Source organism: Litoribacter ruber (assembly GCF_018500185.1).
GTDB classification, from domain to species: Bacteria; Bacteroidota; Bacteroidia; order Cytophagales; family Cyclobacteriaceae; genus Litoribacter; species Litoribacter ruber.
The window spans coordinates 77,542-95,990 of the sequence record NZ_JAHBGI010000008.1 but is presented as its reverse complement, the minus strand read 5'-3'; the positions used below and the strand labels follow the sequence as shown (position 1 = coordinate 95,990).

The 18,449-nt window shown below is 44.5% G+C and carries 16 protein-coding genes; 7 read left to right on the top strand and 9 right to left on the bottom strand.

The features are described from left to right. Positions 1-2: 2 nt before the first annotated feature. The 4 genes from rsmI to KIH41_RS12205 all read left to right on the top strand — a co-directional run bounded on the left by rsmI (position 3) and on the right by KIH41_RS12205 (position 5,485). Positions 3-698, top strand: a complete 696-nt coding sequence (gene rsmI / locus KIH41_RS12220; RefSeq protein WP_213944429.1) for a 16S rRNA (cytidine(1402)-2'-O)-methyltransferase — start codon at positions 3-5, stop codon at positions 696-698. Beyond that, entirely contained in the window at positions 698-1,495 is a 798-nt protein-coding gene (locus KIH41_RS12215) for an inositol monophosphatase family protein (RefSeq protein WP_214162559.1), read from the top strand. The genes rsmI and KIH41_RS12215 overlap by 1 nt, the downstream gene beginning before the upstream one ends. Before the next feature lie 243 nt (positions 1,496-1,738). Further along, positions 1,739-2,353 carry an NADPH-dependent F420 reductase gene (locus tag KIH41_RS12210; protein WP_213944431.1) on the top strand — a complete coding sequence of 205 codons (615 nt, stop codon included), beginning with the start codon at positions 1,739-1,741 and terminating at the stop codon, positions 2,351-2,353. Between the two features lie 108 nt (positions 2,354-2,461). Beyond that, positions 2,462-5,485 carry an AsmA-like C-terminal region-containing protein gene (locus KIH41_RS12205; RefSeq protein WP_214162558.1) on the top strand — a complete coding sequence of 1,008 codons (3,024 nt, stop codon included), beginning with the start codon at positions 2,462-2,464 and terminating at the stop codon, positions 5,483-5,485. A 9-nt stretch (positions 5,486-5,494) separates the two neighbouring features. On the opposite strand, the gene KIH41_RS12200 is transcribed toward KIH41_RS12205, so the two are convergent. Both KIH41_RS12200 and KIH41_RS12195 read right to left on the bottom strand, forming a co-directional pair. Continuing rightward, entirely contained in the window at positions 5,495-7,957 is a 2,463-nt protein-coding gene (locus tag KIH41_RS12200; protein ID WP_214162557.1) for a bifunctional UDP-N-acetylmuramoyl-tripeptide:D-alanyl-D-alanine ligase/alanine racemase, read from the bottom strand. Positions 7,958-7,960: 3 nt separating this feature from the next. Next, positions 7,961-8,296, bottom strand: a complete 336-nt coding sequence (locus KIH41_RS12195) for a tRNA-binding protein (RefSeq protein ID WP_213944434.1) — start codon at positions 8,294-8,296, stop codon at positions 7,961-7,963. Positions 8,297-8,372: 76 nt separating this feature from the next. On the opposite strand from KIH41_RS12195, the gene KIH41_RS12190 reads away from it, so the two are divergent. After that, entirely contained in the window at positions 8,373-8,729 is a 357-nt protein-coding gene (locus KIH41_RS12190) for a hypothetical protein (protein ID WP_213944435.1), read from the top strand. A gap of 45 nt (positions 8,730-8,774) precedes the next feature. On the opposite strand, the gene KIH41_RS12185 is transcribed toward KIH41_RS12190, so the two are convergent. From KIH41_RS12185 to KIH41_RS12170, 4 genes are all read right to left on the bottom strand, one after another. Beyond that, positions 8,775-9,518, bottom strand: a complete 744-nt coding sequence (locus KIH41_RS12185) for a 1-(5-phosphoribosyl)-5-[(5-phosphoribosylamino)methylideneamino]imidazole-4-carboxamide isomerase (protein ID WP_214162556.1) — start codon at positions 9,516-9,518, stop codon at positions 8,775-8,777. 295 nt (positions 9,519-9,813) lie between these two features. Beyond that, positions 9,814-10,851 carry an ABC transporter ATP-binding protein gene (locus KIH41_RS12180; protein ID WP_213944437.1) on the bottom strand — a complete coding sequence of 346 codons (1,038 nt, stop codon included), beginning with the start codon at positions 10,849-10,851 and terminating at the stop codon, positions 9,814-9,816. A gap of 8 nt (positions 10,852-10,859) precedes the next feature. Continuing rightward, complete coding sequence (locus KIH41_RS12175) at positions 10,860-12,494, bottom strand: ABC transporter permease (RefSeq protein ID WP_213944438.1); 1,635 nt, start codon at positions 12,492-12,494, stop codon at positions 10,860-10,862. Between the two features lie 27 nt (positions 12,495-12,521). Further along, the gene (locus tag KIH41_RS12170) at positions 12,522-13,505 is read right to left on the bottom strand and encodes a Fe(3+) ABC transporter substrate-binding protein (RefSeq protein WP_394369811.1); all 984 of its coding nucleotides are present in this window, start codon (positions 13,503-13,505) and stop codon (positions 12,522-12,524) included. Between the two features lie 150 nt (positions 13,506-13,655). On the opposite strand from KIH41_RS12170, the gene KIH41_RS12165 reads away from it, so the two are divergent. Next, positions 13,656-14,591 (top strand): LysR substrate-binding domain-containing protein, encoded by a 936-nt coding sequence (locus KIH41_RS12165; protein WP_213944440.1) that lies wholly within the window; start codon positions 13,656-13,658, stop codon positions 14,589-14,591. Between the two features lie 87 nt (positions 14,592-14,678). Then, entirely contained in the window at positions 14,679-15,818 is a 1,140-nt protein-coding gene (locus KIH41_RS12160) for a BamA/TamA family outer membrane protein (RefSeq protein ID WP_213944441.1), read from the top strand. Position 15,819: 1 nt separating this feature from the next. On the opposite strand, the gene KIH41_RS12155 is transcribed toward KIH41_RS12160, so the two are convergent. Genes KIH41_RS12155 through KIH41_RS12145 form a run of 3 tightly spaced genes read right to left on the bottom strand, consistent with a single transcriptional unit; the run spans position 15,820 to position 18,434 of the window. Next, a complete protein-coding gene (locus KIH41_RS12155) occupies positions 15,820-16,017 on the bottom strand; it encodes a YwbE family protein (protein ID WP_213944442.1) in 198 nt (65 codons plus the stop codon). After that, complete coding sequence (locus KIH41_RS12150) at positions 16,018-16,716, bottom strand: response regulator transcription factor (RefSeq protein ID WP_213944443.1); 699 nt, start codon at positions 16,714-16,716, stop codon at positions 16,018-16,020. It lies immediately after the preceding gene. After that, positions 16,713-18,434 (bottom strand): sensor histidine kinase, encoded by a 1,722-nt coding sequence (locus tag KIH41_RS12145; RefSeq protein ID WP_213944444.1) that lies wholly within the window; start codon positions 18,432-18,434, stop codon positions 16,713-16,715. Before KIH41_RS12145 ends, KIH41_RS12150 begins: the two co-directional genes overlap by 4 nt. Positions 18,435-18,449: the final 15 nt, after the last annotated feature.

Genomic DNA, 18,449 nt, shown 5'->3' with positions numbered 1-18,449 from the left:
GTATGAGTGAAGCTACCAGGCCTGACCTCTATTTGGTCCCTACCCCCATTGGCAATCTCCAGGATATCACCTTACGCGCATTGGATGTGCTGAAATCTGTGGATCTTATCCTGGCAGAGGATACCCGCACTACGGGGAAGTTATTAAAGCATTTTGAAATACAAAGACCTTTTCAAAGCTATCACATTTTCAATGAACACAAGACTGTAGAAAAGCTGATTGATAGGATGAGACAGGGCCAGCAATTGGCCTTGGTCAGTGATGCGGGCACGCCTGCTATCTCCGACCCGGGGTTTTTGCTGGTAAGGGCCGCTAGGGAAGCAGGCCTTGTGGTTAACTGCCTGCCCGGAGCTACAGCATTCGTTCCCGCTTTGGTCAATTCTGGACTGCCTAACGACCGTTTTGTGTTTGAAGGCTTCCTTCCCCATAAGAAGGGTAGAAAGACCCGCATTGAGGCGCTTATCGAGGAACAGCGCACGATGATCTTCTATGAGTCACCTCACAGGCTCATGAAGACACTGGAGCAGTTCAAGGAAGCGTTTGGTGGTGATAGGCAGGCCTGTGTTTCCCGGGAGCTTACCAAAATGTTTGAGGAGAACATCGCTGGCTCATTGGATGAAGTAATAGCGTATTACACCCAGCATCCCATCAAGGGAGAAATTGTACTTACTGTGGCTGGAAAAAACCCCAAAGCATAATGTTAGACTTCAATGTCATTTTAGAAAGAACAAAAGAAACAGCTAAAAAGGCCGGTGAGTTTATCCGGCAGGAAAGCGAAAGTTTTAATGTGGATAAAGTAGAACACAAGGGTTTCAATGATTTGGTATCCTATGTGGATAAGCAGGCCGAAAAGATAATTGTGGATAACTTGAGCCAAATTTTGCCTGAAGCTGGTTTCATTACCGAGGAGGGAACTGCAGAAAGCAATGGGGAGGCCTACAGTTGGATCATAGATCCTCTGGATGGCACTACCAATTTTGTCCATGGCATCCCTGTGTACGCTGTAAGTATAGCGCTTATCCACAAGAATGAGCTACAGATAGGTGTGGTATATGAAATAAATCGGGATGAGTGCTTTTATGCCCAAAAGGGCGGGGGCGCTTTCTGCAACGGTAAACCTATAAAGGTTTCTAAGGCGCCTACTTTGGAAGACAGCCTGGTGGCTACGGGCTTTCCCTATTACGATTTTGGATTGATGGAAAGGTATTTGGCTTTATTGGCCAACATGATGAAGAAGACCCACGGGGTGCGTAGATTGGGTAGTGCCGCTATGGATTTGTGCTATGTAGCGTGTGGACGTGTGGAGGGCTATTTTGAGTATAACCTCAACTCGTATGATGTGGCCGGAGGAGCGATCATTGTGTCAGAAGCTGGGGGTAAAGTGACTGATTTTGACGGAGGTTCCAATCATGTGTTTGGAAGAAATATCATAGCCAGCAATGGCAATATTCACGAAGAAATGTTGGAAGAGATCAAAATCTTCAAAAAATCCTAAGGTATTTCACAGGCAAAATTAAGGATTTCTTGAATGATTAATTGTATTGTGCTATATTTTAACCATTTTATCGGTAATTAATTTGGTATTATTGGTGTATTTCGCTACATTTCAGAAGATTAACGAAAAGGCTATGAGGCAGTAGCAAAAAAATCTTTGAGGTTTTTATTCACCTAATAACACAATACTCAAAAGACAGCGTTAACCAATAGAGCTTAGTTAAATTTACTAAACTAGATTAGAATGAAATTAGCAATAATAGGAGGAACGAAATTAGCCGTAACATTAGGGAACAAATATATGTCCCGAGGTGTGGATGTTATTTTCGGTGTGCGGGACGAGTTTGAGCCAAAGCAGATAGAATGGAAGATTCTTGAAATGCAGAAAGACAAGCTCTTTGGATATTGCCAAGCTATAGAAAGTGCCGATGTAGTAATGTTATGCTGCGAAAATGAGTACTTACCCAAAATAGTTTCCTGCCTCAACAACTCCAACAATTCAGAAAAAATCATTATCGATTGCACCAACGGACAGTATTGCCCGGATCTTGGATGCAACACTACCTACATTCAGCAGACTGCCGGCCATCAGAAGATATATAAAGCTTTTAACAACCTCGGATTGGATTACCCAAAATCAGATCCATTGGAGCTGTTGAAGGAAACTTACTTCTGCGGCGACTGTGAAAATGAAAAAACAAGGGTGAAAAAGCTTATCGAACTCATCGGTTTCAAGGCTATTGATGCCGGAAAACTTCAGAATGCGTTCTTGTTGGAGGCGTTTTATCACCTGAGAAAAGAAATTACTCATGTAAAAAACAGTTCATCAGATTATCACTTCAAATTAATGTCTGTATAAGCTCGCAGCATTGAAAATATTAAAGCCTTCCAAATCATCTGGAAGGCTTTTTACGTTATAGATGTTGGCCTCTTTTTGGCGATAATCCCTTAAACTACACGTGTTCTCATGAAAAAAGCACTCATAATTACAGGAAGTATTTTTTTATTCATCATTCTGGTTTTGATTGCCATTCCCTTTTTCTTTAAAGATAAAATCCTTGCACGCATAGACCAGGAAATTGCGGCCTCTGTAAATGCCCAGGTTTACTATGACTACGACAAGGTAAGCCTTAGCTTGCTCCGTCGCTTTCCCAATGTAAGCGCGACAATTAGGGAGTTTGGCATTCGGGGCAATGAACCCTTCGAAAACGACACCTTGATGCACCTCAATTCCCTGCAGGTTGATGTCAATCTGCGTTCGGTACTTTTCGATGATTATCCTGAGTTAAGCGGCATACACCTTCTGGGAGGTTCCATGTACATTAAGGTGCTGGAAGATGGCAGGGCTAATTATGATATCGCCGTGGATACCGGTGATGAAGCTATCGCCGAGCCGTCGGAGTTCCGGATGGGCATCAACCTAATTGAGGTAAAAGACCTGAACTTCGTGTATGATGATCGGGAAAGGGACTTCTTTATGGCTTTGGCCAATGTGGACATGGACGGGGAGGGGGATTTCACCCTTGATGTTTATGACTTGTATGCGGATGCCCGTGCAGATATCGTAAGAGTGGATTATGAGGGGGTAAATTACCTCCAGCATAAGAGGTTCAAAGGTGATACGAAGATCAATGTGGATATGAACCAGATGAGGTTTGCCTTCTCAGATGGTGATTTCCGGCTCAATGATTTTAATTTTGATATGACCGGCTGGCTGGCCATGCCTACCGATGCCATTGAAATGGATTTGGCATTTGGGGGAAAGGATAATTCCTTTAGAAGCATACTTTCACTTGTTCCCGGTATTTATAATGAGAATTTCCAAGGTTTGCAGACCTCAGGCACCATGGATTTTGCGGGATTTGTGCGAGGTGTTTATGATGAGCAGAATATGCCATCCTTTGAAATGTCGCTAAAAGTCGAGGATGGGATGTTTCAATACCCAGATCTTCCACGGCCTGTCAGCGATGTGAATATGGAAATGCTGGTAAGGAATAGCACCTCCGATGTGGATAACACACAAGTCCAGATTCCTGTATTTAGGATGAATTTTGGCCAGAATCCCGTTTCAGGCCGTTTGGCTGTGGATAACTTGAGGACTTATGATATGGATGGGCAGCTAAAAGGCTCTCTTAACCTGGAGGAGCTGACCAGTATCTTCCCAATCGAAGGGACAGAGCTTCGCGGAACCTTATCCGTGGATGCCACTGCCAAGGGGAGATACGACAGTGCCTCTAATAGAATCCCCGCCATCAATGCGACGATGAACTTAAGAAATGGCTTTGTGAGAAACGCTGAATATCCTGCACCTATCGAAAACCTCCAGGTGCACACCAGTATTGTTAACAATACCGGGAACATGGATGACTTGCAGGTCGATATTAGCCAGTTTGGTTTTGATCTAGAGGGCGAGTCTATTAGTGGCAACATGAAAGTGTCCCATCTTAAGCAACTCAATTGGGATGGTAGCCTGCATGGGACCGTGGATTTGGGTAAAATGATGGCTATTTTCCCAATGGAAAATGTAATCATGGAAGGTAAGATCCGCGCGGATATTGATACCAAAGGAAGGTATGTCGATGTAGAAGCCGGGCGATATGACCGTGTGGATACACGTGGAGATGTGGAAATCATGAATCTATATTATACTGATCTGGACCTTCCACAAGGTGTGCGGATCAAAAATGCCAAAGCAGATTTTTCCCCTAACAGTATCAACCTACGAAACTTTGACGCAAGGCTAGGTCAGAGCCCCGTGACTGCCTCTGGTAGCTTGAGCAATTATATCGCTTATGCCATGAGTCAGGATCAGGTGCTGAAGGGACAATTGGATATCAAGTCGCCAAAATTTGATGTCAATGAATGGATGACTGGAGACGATGAAACGCAGGATACTGCTTCTTTGTCGGTAATCGAATTGCCGAGAAATATAGATTTTGCCATGACGGTGGCAGTTGATGAGGTATTGTATGATAATTTGGTCCTGCAAAATGCCCGTGGGAGGATGGCCCTTAGGGACGGGGTGCTTTCTCTTCAGGACGTGGCCACGCAGACACTAGGTGGCCAAGTGACTTTTAATGGTACCTACGATTCACGGGATATCAAAGCCCCATCTTTTGACATGAATTTCAAGGTTGATGCTGTTAGCATTCAGGAAGCCTTTGCCTCCCTCAACACGGTGCAGGCCTTTGCTCCCATAGCCCAAAATGTAAAAGGAAATTTCAATACTAATTTTGCCCTGAGTGGCGACCTTGGGCCTAATATGATGCCGGTACTGTCCAGCTTGGATGGCAGCGGTTTGATTAAAATTATTCAAGCCGCTGTGGAGGATAGCAGACTGATTCAGGGGATTACATCTTTGACGCAATTGAGAGATACCCAATCCATTAATTTCCGTGATGTAGTGTTGAGTACTAAGATTGAGGACGGTCGACTGTTGGTGAGTCCTTTTACTGTGAGGTTGTGGGATTATGAAACCAGCATAGAGGGAAGCACAGGTTTTGACGGGACTATTAATTACCTTTTGAACATGAAGGTTCCTGCAGGACGTTTTGGTGGGCAGGTGAACAATTTGCTTTCAACCATTTCAGGTGCCGGTGCCGGTGCTGAGTCAACTATAATTCCGGTGGCCATAAATCTCGGTGGTTCTTACCAAAACCCTAGATTTAACTTGGCTGGGGGGAATAGTATTGAGAATCTCCTTACCCAAGCCGTTCGCTCACGAGTGGACGCAGAAAGGGGGCGTGTGGAGGATCAGATTCAGCAGGTGCAAGCTGATGTGGTAGAACAATACAGAGCCAAGGAGGATAGCCTCAAAAACGAACTGAAGCAAAAAGCCGATATGGCCCGAGACAGCGTACGTCGTGAGGCCGACCGCCAAGTGGAGGAAGCCAAAAACAAAGCGGCCAATGAGGCAAAAAACCTTTTGAGGAGAGGGCTCGGAAATATTTCCCCCGCCAAAAAAGATACAAGCGATAGGTCTAATCCATAGACCTATCGTTTATTCAGAATAATACACCCTTCTTACCCTGCTGCTGATATTGGTTAGCAATTCATAGGGAATCGTACCGATGGAAGTTGCCAGTTCCTTGAGAGAGATGCCTTCGCCGTATATTACCGCTTGGTCGCCTTCTTTGACTTCCAGACCGGTGATGTCTACCATGGTCATGTCCATACACACATTACCTATCACAGGGGCCATTTGACCGTTAATTAGAACATGCCCTTTGCCGTTGCTAAATCTCCGATCATAGCCATCTGCATACCCAATAGCCAAAGTGGCAATTCGGCCTCCATTGGGCATTTGGCCTTTTCGGCTATAGCCAACCGTACTTCCTTCGGGCAAGGTTTTAATTTGGGAAACCGTCGTTCTCAGCGTACTAATGGCTAGCAGTTGGGGTTCATGCTTACCTGTGACTTCCACTCCATATAGCCCAATTCCCAGCCTGACCATATCAAACTGGCTTTGTGGGAAATTAATGATTCCAGCAGAATTAAGGGCATGCAATAAGGGACGGTCGGGCAGTGTTGAGCAAATTTGCTCAGCCATTCTGGAAAAGGTATCCAGCTGGTTTTGGGAAAATGTCTTGAAATGATCGTCATCGGCTCCCACCAAATGGGTGTAGATGCTGGCCACTCTCAAATTCGGGTGCTGCATCAAAAAGCCATTCAGTTGATCTACCTCATTTTCCATGAAGCCCAAACGGTGCATGCCTGTATCACAATCCAAGTGAATGTTTATAGCACTTTCCTTATCCTCCATAAAAGCCCCCAACTGCTGAAGCATTGAAAAGCTGTAGACCACAGGTTCGAGCTGATGGGTGAAAAGAAGGGGAAAGGATTCCGGAGAAGGGTTGAGTACCATGATGGGAAGGGTGATGCCATGGTTCCGGAGGTAAATGCCCTCATCCGTATAAGCCACGGCCAGATAGTCAGCCTTTACCTGCTCGAGCATATTGGCAATTTCGGCCGAACCGCCCCCATAGGCAAACGCCTTCACCATCACCATGACCTTGGTGTGGGGATGAAGTTGCCTTTTGTAATAATGAAAATTGTGGGCTAACGCATTCAGGTTGATTTCCAAGGACGTGCCATGAACTTTCTGTTCCAATTGGTGGATAATCCTTTCCAGCTGGAATTTCCTAGCTCCGGTTATCAGTATGAGATCTTGTCGGAAATCTTCTAGAGAAAGGTTTTCCAAAAAATCCCCTGTGTCTTTGAAAAAAATGCAGTTCAAATCCTCATAATCCCGCAAATGGGTAATCCGCTCCCCAATCGCATAGACTTTATCCACTCTATGTTGTTGTATGAGATCGGCGGCTGCGGCGTAGGTATCTGCTTGATTGGTTTGGAGAAAGTCGGAGAGAATTAAAACTCTACGTCTTTTTGGCCGCTGCAGCTGCATAAATTCCAAGGAGACTTTTAGGCCTTCTAGGTCGTTGCTGTAGGTGTCGTCTATGAGTGTGCAATCATTTATCCCTTGCTTGATTGACATGCGCATATCCAGCGGCCGGAGGTTTTGCAGTCCCTTCTGTATTTCCGGAGGAGTCATGCCGAGCGACAAGGCTGCTGCTATCACATGGCGGATATTTTCAAGGCTTGCCTGATCGCTGAAAAGTACCGTGAAAGTAAACATCTGGAGGTTGGGTTGTAACAAAACAATCTTGGATTGCTCATCCTGCTGCTTTACCGTAAGGCAATAATCTACTCCCACACTATCCGACCAACAGATCAAGTTGGCATCCGCAAAATTGCCCTCCAGAAAGTGGGCTACCTCTGCATGTTCTTTTCGATATATAATAAAATCCGCATTTTTGGCAAGCTTGGCTTTTTCTTTCAACTTTTGGGATTTGCTCTCAAATCCTTCCGCATGGGCGGAACCCAGGTTAGTGAAAATTACCAAGTTGGGCTTGATGATAGTCTCGAGATTTTCCATCTCCTCTGGCTTGGAAATTCCTGCTTCCAAGATAGCCAATTTATGCCCTTCCTTGATTCCCATAATAGATAGGGGGACCCCCACTTGGCTGTTGAAGCTTTTTGGGCTTTTATAATGAAAATATTTTTCGCCCAAAATCTGGCTCAACCATTCCTTAACAATAGTTTTTCCATTGGAGCCGGTGAGGGAAATTACCCGTCCTTTGAAATGTCTCCGCTGATAGGCAGCGATCTGTTGGAGGGCTTTTAGGGTTGACTTGACTAGAATTAAGGTGGCTTCCTTTAAGCTCGAAGTGTCAGTTGGTTCCTCTTGAATCAAAAACATCCTGATCCCTTTCTCATATGCCTCGGCTAGGTAATGTACAGCATTATAATGGGGGCCTGCGAGGGCGATGAAAAGGGAATTATGGCTTGCCGTGATTTTTCGGGTATCCGTGACGATATGGTCAATATCGAAGGTTTCACCTTGAAGGATGACTTTACCTTCCACCACGGAAAGGAGCAAGGGCTGGGGAAGTGGTTTGATCATTGGTTAATGAAGTTTGGACCCGTTGGGCACTGGTTGGTCAGAGGAGGCAAGTATTATTGCGCCGCCTTCATCACTAAAACCTGTAACTAGCACCTCTGACATAAAGTTAGCAATTTGGCGTGGTTTGAAGTTGCAGATGCAGATAACTTGTCGGCCGATAAGGTCATCTTTTTCATAAAGGTCCGTGATCTGCGCAGAGGATTTTTTTATCCCTAATGGACCAAGATCAATTTTTAGCTTATAGGCTGGTTTTTTGGCCTCAGGAAAGTCCAGAGCCTCAATTATAGTCCCGATTCTGATCTCAACCTTTTGGAAATCAATAAAGTCAATCGTTTGCATCACATTTTATATTTTGTATATTTGGAAACTTTCATTGCTAGGTTGGCGTTGGAAATATATAGAATTCAGAACAAAAATGGTTGTACAGAATAATATTTCGGTTTTTTGGCAAAAAGTATTTACATTGAGTGCGGTGTTTTGCACAGCTCTGGCGGTAACTTCCATGGCGCAAAGCCATGAAGGAGATAGGAATATGCCGGAGCCACGTGTTGAAGAACATTTCGGTATGGAAAGCCCAGAAGCTATTCAGGAATATAATACGCCACGGGTGTCTGAAAGAGTTAATCCCGTAAAGGAAAAGCAAAGCACTCCAAGGGCTAGTAACAATATCTATAAGCAAGGCGGAGAAAAGGATGTAAGGAAAGATAATGTATCCACCTTATCCTTCAACCTCTTTCTATACATTGTGGATAAGTTTAAAGAAAATGATTGAGGTAAAATAATAAAGCATAAAAAAAGGAGATTTAATCTCCTTTTTTTATTTCTCCACCTTTTCGGACATGAACTTGTCGATGTCGGCCAAGCTAATTTTTTCTTCATAAAACGCCCTTCCAAAGACCACCCCTTTAAGGTCCATGTCTCTAAGTCTTCTGAAATCATCCACATTTCTCACGCCCCCACTGGCAATCAGGCTCAAGTCGGGGAATTTGGTCTGGATCTCGGTGTAAAGTTCAAAGTTAGGGCCTTCCATTACACCATCTCTGGTAATGTCAGAACACTTGAGGTACTTGAGCCCTCTGTCATAGAAATATTGGATATGGTCGAAAAGATCGATTTCTGTCTTTTTCAGCCATCCACGGATTTTTATCTTGTGATCTACAGGATTGGTATCGGCGGCAAGGTTAATTTTTTCGCGCCCATAAGAGACCATCCATTGGGTAAACTTATCAGGATTTTTAACTGCAATCGAAGCAGCTGTAAGGGTAAGAGCTCCATGTTCAAACACCTTGATCACATCGCCATCTGTGGAGATACCCCCCGTAAAGTCAATCTTTAGATTGGTATATCCTGAAATAGTTTCAAGTATATGATAATTCTTAGGTTCCCCTCTTCTTGCTCCATCAAGGTCCACCAAGTGCAACCTTTCGATGCCATGATCTTCGAATGCCTGCGCAATTTCCAAAGGGTTGTTGGAAATCACCTCCTGTGTGGCAAAATCCCCTCTCTTCAAGCGGACGCACTTGCCATTAATTAGCCAAATAGATGGAATTATTTCAAACATAATTACGAATTTACAAGGTGATAAAATGGGGTATAATAGGTGACCGATAACAATACTGTTCGAGTCATAAGGGCATTATTTTCCTATTACAGTATTCTAAATATAATACAAAAGAAGCAAAATCAATAATTTTAACAACAAAACTTTAGTGTTTTTCCAGATTTCGCAATAAAGAAGTCTTAAAACATGCTAAAGATCATGTTTTTGGCTCAAGGAATTGAAAATATGAAAATGCTTAAATTACACCAGCGGTCATTTTGCCAAAAAAATAGGTAAGGACACCACTTTTGTGGTCTTAAAAGGCAGGCTCCACCTCAAAATAATCTAAACTGAACCCTACTTGGGTCAAGTTGCTCAGATCCAAATGTGGGGAAGTCTTGATGCTGACACGCTTGCCATCCTCATCTGCAAGTTTAACAATTTGATGATCACCGTAATAAGAAACCTTAAAAATCGACCCATTCAATACTTGACCCACCTCGTTATATAGTGTGGCGTGCTCGGGTCTGAAAAGCAGCCTGACTTTTTCGGAATATTGTTTGGAGCGTTCGTCGGCAATAAAGCCAAATGGGGTATAAAAGCCATCCACAGTTGGGGTAGCCAGGATTTCATTTCGCTTGCCAAAAAAATTAGCTACATAAGCATTCACCGGTTTTTCGTAAAGGTTGCGGGGAGAGTCGATCTGCTGGAGACGCCCCTTGTGGAGAATGGCAATTCTATCGGCGGTGGAAAGCGCATCTCTGGTGTCGTGCGTTACAAAAATGGCCGTCACACCGGTTTTCTTGATAATCTGCCTTATTTCTTCCCTTACCTGATCTTTGAGCATGGCGTCCAGATTACTGAAAGGCTCATCCATTAACAATATCGAGGGCTGGGGAGCGATGGCTCTTGCCAGGGCTACTCTTTGTTGCTGTCCACCAGAAAGCTGGTGCGGGTATTTGCTGAAATTTTCGGAAAGCCCCACCAGTTTGAGGGTGTCCTTGGCCACTTTTTCAGGGTCTGGGAGGTTTTTGGGAAGCCCAAACTTTACATTTTCTAGTATGGTGAGGTGAGGAAAGAGGGCGTAGTCCTGAAAGACCATTCCTACCTTCCTCTGATTGGAAGGTACAGACTTTCTGCCTTCGACGATCTTGTTGCCTGAAAGATATATGATGCCATTGTCGGGATGCTCCAGACCTGCTATTAAACGTAGCAAAGTGGTTTTTCCGGAACCACTTTCTCCTACCAAGGCGAGGATCTCCCCAGAAGTAACCTTAAAGGATACATCTTTGACCGCAAAATTTTCGGCCTGGCTATATTTTTTTTCTACAGACTGTAGTTCTAAGATCGTCATTTTTTATCCTAAGCTTCTTTTCTTCTGATCATCCGGTTGAGAAATATAATCGGGATAATACCGGTTAAAATGATGATCAGGGCAGCATTGGCCGATTCGGCTATCATCTCATTGGTGGCCATGTCAAATGCCTTGGTGGCCAAGGTGTGATAGTTGAACGGGCGAAGGATCAAAGTTAAGGGTAATTCTTTTAAAACATCCACAAAGACCAGCAATATCCCGCTAAACAGGCTGGGCTTGATCAGCGGCAAATCGATTTTCCAAAGTGTTTTGGTCGAGCCTTTGCCGAGTAGGCGGCTGGCCTCATTGATATGGATGCCTATTTTTTGAAATCCGGAATCGATTGGATTATATCCCACGGCCATGAAGCGCACGATGTAGGCGAAAACCAGTCCGAAGAGGGTTCCGGAAAGCAGCAACCTCACATTGTCAGGAGAAATGATCCCGGTTACCCATTTATCAAACCCCAGCAAGGGAACCATTATGCCCACAGCGATCACCGCTCCCGGGATGGCGTATCCAAGTGTTGCAATTTTAGTCACATTTTTCATCCACTTGAATGGGCTCAAGCGAAGGGCGTAAAGCAACACTACGGCCAATATGACCACGGCAATGCCAGTACCTGCTGCCAGACTAAAACTGCGGAAAATCAGCAGGAAAAAATCATAGTTGATAACTTTTTCATAGGTCAATAAGACCCAATAGATGATCTGAATCAGGGGGATAAGAAAGCTTATCAAAAACAGCATGGTGCAGAAAGTGGTAAATACCGCTTTCTTTTGCCAATTGATCTGCACTCTTTCCAGAGGTTTTGTCAGGGAGTTTGCGTTTCCAAACTGTCTGTTTCCACGCTGAAGACTTTCCAGATATAGGATGGTGAACACAAACAGCATCAGGATTGCGGAAAGATAAATGGCCGTGGTGGCATCTCCCATAGAAAACCATGCCCTGAAGATTCCGGTAGTAAAGGTGTTGACTCCAAAATACTTCACCGTGCCATAGTCGTTTAAGACTTCCATGGATGCCAAAGCGATCCCGCCTACGATGGCCGGTCTGGCCAGAGGAAGCGCCACTTTTTGAAAAGTCCTCCAGCGACTGCTGCCCAATAGGGCCGAGGCTTCCTGGAGCGTTTTGGATTGCTGAAGAAATGAGGAGCGGCTGATGACAAATACATAGGGAAATAGGGTGATGGACAGGATGAAAACCGCCCCAGGCAAATTCATGATGTCCAAAAGGCTTCCGGTAATGTGGATGTCCAGACTGTTTCTGAGGAAAGACTGAATCGGACCCGCATAATCGAGCATGCCCGTGTAGGTGTAGGCCATGATATACCCGGGAAAGCCCAAAGGTAAAATCAACAACCATTCAAAATATCTTCTGCCCGGAAAATCATAATTGGATACCAACCAGGCAGAGGTAACACCTATTAGAAAGGTGAAAAATGCCACCCCCAATAAAAGCAGGATGGTGTCGAGAAAATACCCCGCCAGGAGGTTTTCTGACAAATGCCTCCAGCTGTTTCCCGGAGGCTCAAAGATTTTAAAAAAGATCGTAAATACAGGAACTGCAATCACCATCAATATGATGACTGCAGCTCCTGACCATTTATTCCACCAATAATAGTTTTGTTTTGCTATGTCCAAGACTACTATATACTTTCAGATTAATACTTATTTCCAGCCCACACGGTCAAAAATGATGACCGCATCCTTGTTTTTGGCTCCCAACTGGGCCAAATTGATTTCGTCGGCTTTGAAATCCCCCCATGACTTGAGCAGTTCTGAATGATCTACCGCCGGATTCACAGGATATTCAAAGTTGATGTTAGCCAAAATGCCTTGTGCTTCCGCTTCAGAAAGGAATTCGATGAGTTTTATAGCGTTTTCTTTATGGGGAGCATGCTTTGTCACTCCCGCTCCAGAGATATTGACATGCGTGCCTCTTCCGTCTTGGTTAGGGAAGAAAATTCCAACTTGCTCTGCCGCTTTTCTTTCTTCAGCATTGGAGTCATTCAGCATGATGCCGATGTAATAGGTGTTTACAATGGCTACATCACCTTCCCCAGCCGCAACTGCCTTCACTTGATCACGGTCGTTGCCTTTTGGAGATCTTGGCATGTTGCCTAAAACATTTTTGGCCCATTGGCTGGCATTTTCTTCACCATTTGCCAAAAGAATTGAAGCCAATAAAGACTGGTTGTAGATGTTTTCAGAGGATCTGGTCAACACTCTGCCTTTCCATTTTGGGTCAGCTAAATCTTCATAGGTTGAAAGCTCTTCTGGATTGACCCTGTCTTTGCTGTAGGCCAGAATTCTTGCTCTGTAAGTCAAGCCAAACCATTTTCCGGAAGGGCTTCTGTATTTTTCAGGGATGTTGCTCTCCAGTACATCCGAGGAGATTTCCTGCAATAAATCCTTGTCTTCGGCGCGGTAAAGCCTGCCTGCATCCACTGTGATCAAGACATCGGCTGGGGAGCCGGCACCTTCTAATTCAAGTTTCTGGATCAATTCATCCGCGCTAGCGCTTACTACATTTACTTTTATTCCTGTTTGCTCAGAAAATTTATCGAAAAGCTGCTGGTCGGCTTCGTAATGACGGTGGGTGTAAACATTTACGATGTTTTCGTCACTGGATTGGCAAGAGAGTAAAAACATCCCCACACCGGCCCCAAGTACAATTTTTTTGAGTGTTTTAAGCATGATGCGATTTAATTTGAGGCGAAATTAATCATTATTTAAATCAAATCTAAATAAAAGGAAAAAACATTTTTATATTTACGCCCTGTAAGTAAAAAACCCTATAGCATGACTATACAGCAGTTAGAGTACATCCTTGCCGTAGATAAACACCGTCATTTTGGACATGCAGCAGAAGCCTGTTTTGTGACCCAGCCTACCTTGAGCGCACAAATCAGCAAGTTGGAAAAAGAATTGGAGATCATCATTTTTGACCGCTCCAAGATGCCTGTGATACCTACTGAAGTCGGTGCCCAAATCTTGGCGCAGGCCAAAAGGGTAGTGTCGGAAAGCAAGGGGATCTACGAAATGGTAGCTGCTCTGAAGGGTGATATTAGTGGGGTGATCAAGCTTGGGATTATTCCGACGCTTGCCCCTTATCTTTTGCCTTTGTTTGTAAGACAATTTATCGAAAAATACCCCAATGTGCAGCTGGAGGTGGAAGAAATGGTGACCGAAGAAGTGGTAAAAAGACTTCGAAACGATGAGTTGGACTTAGGGATTGTGGTTACTCCTTTAGCAGAACAGGGGATTCTGGAGAAGCCCATGTTTTATGAAAACTTTTATGCCTTCCTTTCTCCTGGACATAAATTACTGGAAAAAAAGCAAGTGGAAATTGAGGAGCTTTTGGATGATGAACTGTGGGTGCTTCAGCAGGGCCATTGTTTCAGGGACCAGGTTTTGAACCTTTGCGACCAGGCAAAATTTCACAGGATGAATTTTCACTATGAAAGCGGTTCACTTGAAGGCCTCAAAAATATGGTAAACAGATACCAGGGGGTGACATTATTGCCTGAGCTGGCCACGCATGACCTCAATGAGGAAGAAAAATCCAGGTTAAGAACCTTTGTTGGGCTCGAACAGCCGGTGCGGGAAGTTAGCATAGTTTTGACCCGCTCATTTTTAAAGAAAAAGCTTGTGGAGCTTCTCTTTGAAGAAATCACAGTGGCCATTCCTCATGCCATGACTAGCAAAGCCCATGGCAAAGTGGTGCGATTTAAATAATTGCTTGCCTCGCAGGGTAAAAAAATAACTATTCTGTTGGTCCAACAGTTAAGAGAGAGTTGTAATTTAGCAGCCTAATTCTCTTTAATGAAATTTCGGTTTACACTTTTACTGGTCCTAATTGCTCTCTTTGTTCAGATTCCCAACAGTTTTGGCCAAAGTCTTTTCAAGCGTTATATCAATAGTATTCTCATGGATACCAGCGATATTACCCGTCCACAGTTTTTGGTGTATCCCACGCTCGCCTATGCACCGGAAACAAGCTGGGAAATAGGCCTCAGCTCACTTTACGTGTATTATGCCAATCGTGATACCACCAACCGACTGAGTGAGGTCAATGGTTTCACCTTCGTTACCTTGGAAAATCAATACGGCCTTTGGTTTGACCACGCTTTGTATACCGATGAGAATAAATGGTTGTTTTTAGGGAGAATCAGGGTCCAAAGCTTTCCACTGTTTTATCATGGCATTGGAATGGATACCCCCGAGGATTACACCGCCAGGGTAGATGCCAACCAGATTATCATAAAGGAGAGGGCCCTTAGAAAGGTGGGGAAAAACTTTTTCGTGGGACCGGAATTGGACTTTCAACGAACCTCCTCTGTGAATTTTGTGCCCAGGTCAGAGGACACCGTTGCCGAATTGCCACTGGGATATGAAGGGAGCAATAATTTGGGTTTAGGGCTTGGGTTGGTATATGATTCACGACACAATGTATTGAATGTCCGTGATGCTTTCTTTTCGGAACTGGCTTTGTTAAAATTTGATGGGGCCTGGGGGAGTACCTTTGATTTTACCAGCGTGATATCTGACACCCGGATTTATCGGCCTATGGGCAAAAATAACGTTCTGGCGGCCCAATTGCTTGGTCAATTTAATTTTGGACAGGTCCCTTTCAATCAGTTGGCCCTGCTGGGAGGTGAAAGTATCATGAGGGGTTACTATTATGGCCGGTTTAGGGACAATCACCAATTGGCAAGCCAGGTGGAATATAGGTTTTTACCTTTGCCGTTGGGTTTTACTGATAGGATAGGAGCCGCGGTTTTTGCAGGGGCGGGCACTGTTTTTCCTGAATTTGATGCCTCCGCGTTCAAAAAAGTAGTCTTTTCCGCTGGGGGTGGCTTGCGGTTTCTGCTTTTTCCCAAAAAAGATATATACACCCGGCTTGATGTGGCCTTCACGCAGGAAGGAACCGGGTTTTATATATTCATCGGTGAGGCTTTTTGATTTATTCCTCCAATATTTCCTTTACCCTACCCACCGTGCCATCTTCAAGTTTGACCTTGATGCCATGTGGATGAAAGGGAGATTTGGTCAAAATTGCCTTGACCACCCCCTCGGTAAGGTCTCCGGACCTCTGGTCCTGCTTTTGGACCACATTGACCAGCTGGCCAATTGATATGTCTTTTCTGTTTTGTCCGTTCATTTATACCTCCCCGACCACGAGCTTAAACCCTTCGCCATGAAGCGTGATGATCTGCACTTTGGGATCTTCTTTCAATAGCTTTCTGATCTTACTGAGATAAACATCCATACTTCTGGCATTGAAGTAACTGTCATCCCCCCAGATCTGCTTTAGGGCATGGCTTCTGCTCACGTTGTTGTTGACTTCAGCGGCAAGAAGGCGGAGAAGTTCGTTCTCTTTACTGGTGAGTTTGTTTTTGCCGTTCGGGCTTTCGAGGATCTGCTGATCGTAGTGCAGGGTGAAATCTCCGAATTTGTAGCTTTTGAGGCTGCTGGCAGCACCGCTACCTCGCATGGTCCTTTTCAGAATGGCCGAAATCCTCAACAGGAGCTCTTCCATACTAAAAGGCTTGGTGATGTAATCATCCGCGCCTACTTTGAGGCCCTCGATCACATCGTCCTTGAGATTTTTGGCTGTCAAATAAATAATGGGGATGTTTTCCTCTACTTTTTTGATCTCTTTTCCCAATGTGAAGCCGTCCTTTTTAGGCATCATCACATCCAAGATACAAAGATTGAATTTGTCCTTTTTGAACTTGTTCCAGCCTTCTTCCCCATCTTTGCACAGGGTGGTGTCGTACCCTTTCATGGTTAGGTATTCCTGCAATATATCCCCTAAATTAGGATCGTCCTCTACTACTAAAAGTTTTGCTTTGCTCATTTCTTTTTGGGTAAATATATAGTGAAAATACTTCCTCTCTCAGGTTCGCTCTCTACAAAAACCTCCCCTCTATGTGCCTCAACCATCGTTTTGACATAAGCCAATCCAAGTCCGAAGCCTTTTACATCATGTACGTTGCCAGTAGGCACTCGGTAAAACTTATCGAAAATCTTTCTTTGTGCTTCTTTGTTCATCCCAATCCCTTTGTCCTGGATCTTGACCACCACTCTGTGGTCATCTTCAAATGCCGATAGCGTGATCTCAGGTTTATCCTGAGAATACTTGTTGGCATTGTCCAATAGGTTGTTGATAATATTGGCCAAATGGAAAGGATCCCCCTGTACATAAGGGTTTTTGAGATCTATTTCCGACTTGATCACCCCATCCCTCTTTTCAACTTGCAGGGCGATATGTTGTTTGGCTTTCTCTAAAATTTCCGCAAGGTTGACTTTTTCAAACTTGAGTTTAAAATCCTTTTTATCAAGTGCCGCCGCCTGTAATACCTTTTCTACGTGCACTCCCAATCTTTTGTTCTCCTCCTTGATGATGCCCAAATAGCGGTTGCGGAAGTTTTCAGCATTCAACAAGTCCGGATCCTGCAAAGCTTCCACTGCCAAACTCACTGTAGCAATGGGGGTTTTGAACTCATGGGTCATGTTGTTGATAAAGTCGTTTTTCGTCTCAGAAAGCTTCTTTTGGCGAATTATTACCCTGATGGCGTATACAAAACAGCCGATGATGATCACGAGAAATGCCAATGAACTCATCAAAGGCATCCATACCTGCTTGAGCAAAAACTTTTGCTTTTCCGGGAAATGGATCAGCAAGTAATTTTCCCGTCCCACAATATCACTGGGGAAAAGTCTGGCTTTGATACCCCCATATAGCATTTCCTCTTTCAGGTTGGGGTCGCTCAATCCAATGATAGAATCGGAATCATCCAATACTGCAAGTTTGAAATGCTGGTTGATGCCACGCTGGGCGAGTTGCGAGGTAATGGTATGTTTTACTTCATCGGAATCGATCCTGTCCATGATCTTTTTCTGCCCTTCCATCATCTCATTCCACACCTTTTCCATCACTTCAATTTTGAGGTTGGCCTTTACGATACGGTCTGCAGCATCCTTGGGAAGCCTGATATCCTCTACGATTTCACTCTGAAAGACTTCAGGTCTAGAAGCCCGTCTGTTCCTGTTGCCTCTGGATTGATCCTGCAGATACTGGTATTCCCTCTCTTTTTCGTTGAGCAGGATTTCCAATTCATCTGGGGTTAGATGCTGCTTGGCTACGGAGGGAGGCATGTAGGTGAAAAAGCTTTCCACATCCACGATGAGCTCGAGGTCACCACCGTATGACTGGATCAGCTTTTCAAAGGAGGAGGAAATCTCCGGCATGGTGGTCGTAAATATGCTGTCGACCATAGATGGGCGCTTGCGGCTCACCTGCCGCCTTCTCACTGTAAATTCAATTGGCTCTATGCGTTGAAAAAATGACTCCTGCATGGCCGTGTCCTGAATAAGGTTGTTAAGAAACATGTCCTTGGCCTCGCTTTTCTCCAGTTTGTCCACCGTGGAGGCAAGGGATTGATAGACATTTTGCTCAAACCTTTCCTGGTTAATCTTCAGTGCGTCGTTGACCCAGTAGTACTGGAAGGCCACCAGCCCCAGCGTGGCGATGGACATCAAGACGATCACTATGTTCATTTTGGTTTTGGACATGTTACAAATTTATAG

Excerpts from the sequence above, each read along its gene's own strand:
- KIH41_RS12210 (WP_213944431.1), top strand. The coding sequence starts at position 1,739 with ATGAAATTAGCAATAATAGGAGGAACGAAATTAGCCGTAACATTAGGG.
- KIH41_RS12180 (WP_213944437.1), bottom strand. The coding sequence starts at position 10,851 with ATGACGATCTTAGAACTACAGTCTGTAGAAAAAAAATATAGCCAGGCC.
- KIH41_RS12190 (WP_213944435.1), top strand. The coding sequence starts at position 8,373 with ATGGTTGTACAGAATAATATTTCGGTTTTTTGGCAAAAAGTATTTACA.
- KIH41_RS12160 (WP_213944441.1), top strand. The coding sequence starts at position 14,679 with ATGAAATTTCGGTTTACACTTTTACTGGTCCTAATTGCTCTCTTTGTT.
- KIH41_RS12215 (WP_214162559.1), top strand. The coding sequence starts at position 698 with ATGTTAGACTTCAATGTCATTTTAGAAAGAACAAAAGAAACAGCTAAA.
- KIH41_RS12155 (WP_213944442.1), bottom strand. The coding sequence starts at position 16,017 with ATGAACGGACAAAACAGAAAAGACATATCAATTGGCCAGCTGGTCAAT.
- KIH41_RS12165 (WP_213944440.1), top strand. The coding sequence starts at position 13,656 with ATGACTATACAGCAGTTAGAGTACATCCTTGCCGTAGATAAACACCGT.
- KIH41_RS12200 (WP_214162557.1), bottom strand. The coding sequence starts at position 7,957 with ATGATCAAACCACTTCCCCAGCCCTTGCTCCTTTCCGTGGTGGAAGGT.
- KIH41_RS12205 (WP_214162558.1), top strand. The coding sequence starts at position 2,462 with ATGAAAAAAGCACTCATAATTACAGGAAGTATTTTTTTATTCATCATT.
- KIH41_RS12195 (WP_213944434.1), bottom strand. The coding sequence starts at position 8,296 with ATGCAAACGATTGACTTTATTGATTTCCAAAAGGTTGAGATCAGAATC.
- KIH41_RS12145 (WP_213944444.1), bottom strand. The coding sequence starts at position 18,434 with ATGTCCAAAACCAAAATGAACATAGTGATCGTCTTGATGTCCATCGCC.
- KIH41_RS12150 (WP_213944443.1), bottom strand. The coding sequence starts at position 16,716 with ATGAGCAAAGCAAAACTTTTAGTAGTAGAGGACGATCCTAATTTAGGG.
- rsmI (WP_213944429.1), top strand. The coding sequence starts at position 3 with ATGAGTGAAGCTACCAGGCCTGACCTCTATTTGGTCCCTACCCCCATT.
- KIH41_RS12170 (WP_394369811.1), bottom strand. The coding sequence starts at position 13,505 with ATGTTTTTACTCTCTTGCCAATCCAGTGACGAAAACATCGTAAATGTT.
- KIH41_RS12185 (WP_214162556.1), bottom strand. The coding sequence starts at position 9,518 with ATGTTTGAAATAATTCCATCTATTTGGCTAATTAATGGCAAGTGCGTC.